We start from the raw sequence: 2,875 nt of genomic DNA on the forward strand, positions 1-2,875 counted from the left end.
GTGAACCGCTGACAGCCGAGCAGACCGCCCGGGCCTGGAAAACCGCGCTCAACCCGGCAGGCCAGTGGATGCCCGCGGTGATCGCCGCCGCCGACACCCGGTTGCGGGGTCTGCGCCAGCACGTCCCCGACGCCGGCGGCATGATCATCGCCTCCGACCAGACCGCGGCCCGCGCCTACGCCGACCTGCTGCACACGATCACCGGCGAGGTGCCCACCGTGGTGCTCTCCGACGACAAGGGCTCCTCCGACCGCATCTCGGAGTTCTCGGCGGGCAGTTCGAAGTGGATGGTGGCCGTGCGCATGGTCTCCGAAGGTGTCGACGTGCCACGCCTGGCCGTCGGCGTGTACGCCACCAGCGCATCCACTCCACTGTTCTTCGCGCAGGCGATCGGCCGGTTCGTGCGCTCGCGTCAGCCCGGCGAGTCGGCCAGCATCTTCCTGCCCTCGGTGCCGAACTTGCTGCTGCTGGCCAGCGAGATGGAGGCGCAGCGCAACCACATCCTGGGCAAGCCGCACCGGGAGACGCTCGACGATCCGCTCGACGCCGAACTCGCCGAGCAGAAGCGTGACGAACCCGATCTCCAGGAGAAGGGGATCGAGTACCTGGGTGCCGACGCCGAACTGGATCAGGTGATCTTCGACGGTTCCTCGTTCGGCTCCGCGACCCCTTCGGGCAGCGAAGAGGAGGCCGACTATCTCGGCATCCCGGGACTGCTCGACAGCAACCAGATGCGAGACCTGTTGCGGCGCAGGCAAGAAGAACAGCTGACGAAGCGGACCGCCGAGGGTGTCGTGGCGCGGCCGTCGACGCACGGCCAGCTGCGGGAACTCCGCCAGGAGCTCAACACGCTGGTGTCACTGGCGCATCACCGCACCGGCCGGCCGCACGGCTGGATCCACAACGAGTTGCGCCGCCGTTGCGGTGGCCCGCCGCTGGCCGCGGCCACCACCGATCAGATCAAGGCCCGGATCGAGGCGGTCCGGATACTGCAGCGCGAACTCACTGCCTGACGACGAGCAGCTTGTCCAGATTCGCCAGCGAGTTCTCCAGGTGCTCGACCGGAAACGGCGGGAACTCGATGTGCTCGCGCAGCATCGCGGGCACCGCCGACCAGTCGTAGGTGAGCGTCACCCGGGTCTGCTGCGGGCCGACCTGCTCGAGGTCGTAACGCCAGATCCAACCACCGAATTCGAGCGTGCCGTCCTCGCCGGAACCTTGGCGACCAGGGTCGTGCTCGGCCTCCGACCCGGGCTGCCACGCGATCGCACGGGGTCGGTCGTACACCTCCACCCGGTTGGCCATCTCGTAGTGGCCGTTGGGATGGTTGTCGTGGTACATCGCGATCCGGAAGATCTGCCCGGTCCCGGTCAGCGTTTCGCCGTCCAGCGATTCCCGCACCCATCCGGTGCCGTCGATGGCCTGATGGGTCGAAGGATCGGCCAGCACATCAAAAACGTTCTCGGCCGGAGCGTCGATGGTGGTCGTCACGATCATGGTTTCGGTCATGCCACTACCGACTCGATGGAGTCCACAAACTCATCGCGATGCCCCGAATCCGGCGCGCTGGACGACCGCTACGGTGCGTGAGCGCGCCCGATCCACTAGAGGTCAAGCAAGTCCGGCAAGTCGGCCACCGAGTCGATCACATGATTCGGCTGCATGGCGAATTCATCTGCAGCCCAACGGTCCAACGTGTCCTGCCGGAACTTGCCGGTGCGCACCAGCACGCCGGTCATGCCGACCACCTGCGCCGCGAGCACATCGTTGTTGAGGTCGTCGCCGACCATGTACATCTCGTCGGGGTCCACCCCGAGCCGGCCCGCCGCCGACAGGAAACCCTCCGGCGCCGGCTTGCCGACCGCGGTGACCTTGCGCCCGGTGGTCTCCTCCATACCGATCAGGTACATACCGGTGTCGACCCGCAAGCCGTCGGCGGTGGTCCACGCGGTGCTGCGGTGCATGGCCACCACCGGAACCCCCTGTGCCATCCAGTCGTACACCCAGGACAACGTCAGATGGGTGTATTCGGGTCCGGCCCCGCCGAGCAGCACCACATCGGGTGCCTCCGGCGCCTTCTGCCCGGTGAACTCGCTGGAGTACACGATGTCGATGCCGGGCATGTCCTCGGCGATCTGGCCGCTGTTGACCAGGAAGCACCGGGCATCCGGGTAGCGACTGCGAACGTAATCGGCGGTCAGCACGGCCGCGGTGATCACCTCGTCGGCACGCACGCTCATGCCCGCCTCTGTCAGCAATTCGGCGATCTGCGTGCGGGTTCGGGTGGTCGTATTGGTCAGATACGCGCACGCGACCTGGCTGTCGGCCAGCCTGCGCAACGTCTCGGCCGCGCCCGGGATCGGCTTCCATGAGGTCACCAGCACGCCATCGATGTCGAAGAGCACTCCACCGATCGCCATGGTGCGACAGTAAACGCCGTCAGGGGTAGCGCAACTCGGACCCTTCGCCCTGAGCCCAGCGGGTCGCCCGCAGCCAGGGTGAGGTGGTCGCCGCCATGGCCCACGCCAGGTCGGCGGGCACGTCGATGACCTCGTAGCGTTTCACTCCGGCCGCGGTCGCGGCGATCAGCGTGGCCACCCCGGCTCTGCGCTGCATCAGGCTCTGGCGCACGGTCCATCCGATGATGCCGTCGGCGGCCACGCAGTCACGGCGGCGCTGCACACTTCCGGCGCGGGCCACCAGCCAGCCGCCACCCACCCGGTGCCCCAGCGAGCGGGACCTGTCGACCGCCAGGAACACGCTGAACAGCATCAGCGCGAGCAGCGCGGGCCACACCCACACCGCAACACCGGTGGTGACCGCCAGGACAACCAGCACGAGAGCCGCCGCGGCGGGCAGCATCATCGCCCGGAAC

Annotated in this window: 4 protein-coding genes; 1 reads left to right on the plus strand and 3 read right to left on the minus strand. The window is 67.9% G+C overall.

Annotated elements, in window-relative coordinates; all coding sequences use genetic code 11:
- On the plus strand, nt 1-1,013 hold a 1,013-nt coding region (locus tag WA965_RS15915), incomplete at its 5' end, for a DEAD/DEAH box helicase (RefSeq protein ID WP_526447783.1).
- Here the strand turns inward: WA965_RS15915 and WA965_RS15920 are convergent.
- The 3 genes from WA965_RS15920 to WA965_RS15930 form a co-directional block, all read right to left on the minus strand.
- Nucleotides 1,003-1,509 (minus strand): SRPBCC family protein, encoded by a 507-nt coding sequence (locus WA965_RS15920; protein WP_526302922.1) that lies wholly within the window; start codon nt 1,507-1,509, stop codon nt 1,003-1,005. The two genes, WA965_RS15915 and WA965_RS15920, sit on opposite strands and share 11 nt — an antisense overlap.
- 95 nt (nt 1,510-1,604) lie before the next feature.
- Complete coding sequence (locus WA965_RS15925; RefSeq protein ID WP_526302923.1) at nt 1,605-2,420, minus strand: HAD-IIA family hydrolase; 816 nt, start codon at nt 2,418-2,420, stop codon at nt 1,605-1,607.
- A gap of 19 nt (nt 2,421-2,439) precedes the next feature.
- The coding region (locus tag WA965_RS15930; RefSeq protein ID WP_526447785.1) for a PH domain-containing protein at nt 2,440-2,875 on the minus strand (436 nt) is incomplete at its 5' end.

The sequence above is a fragment of the Mycobacterium sp. genome, assembly GCF_049683935.1.
In the GTDB taxonomy this organism is placed as follows: domain Bacteria; phylum Actinomycetota; class Actinomycetes; order Mycobacteriales; family Mycobacteriaceae; genus Mycobacterium.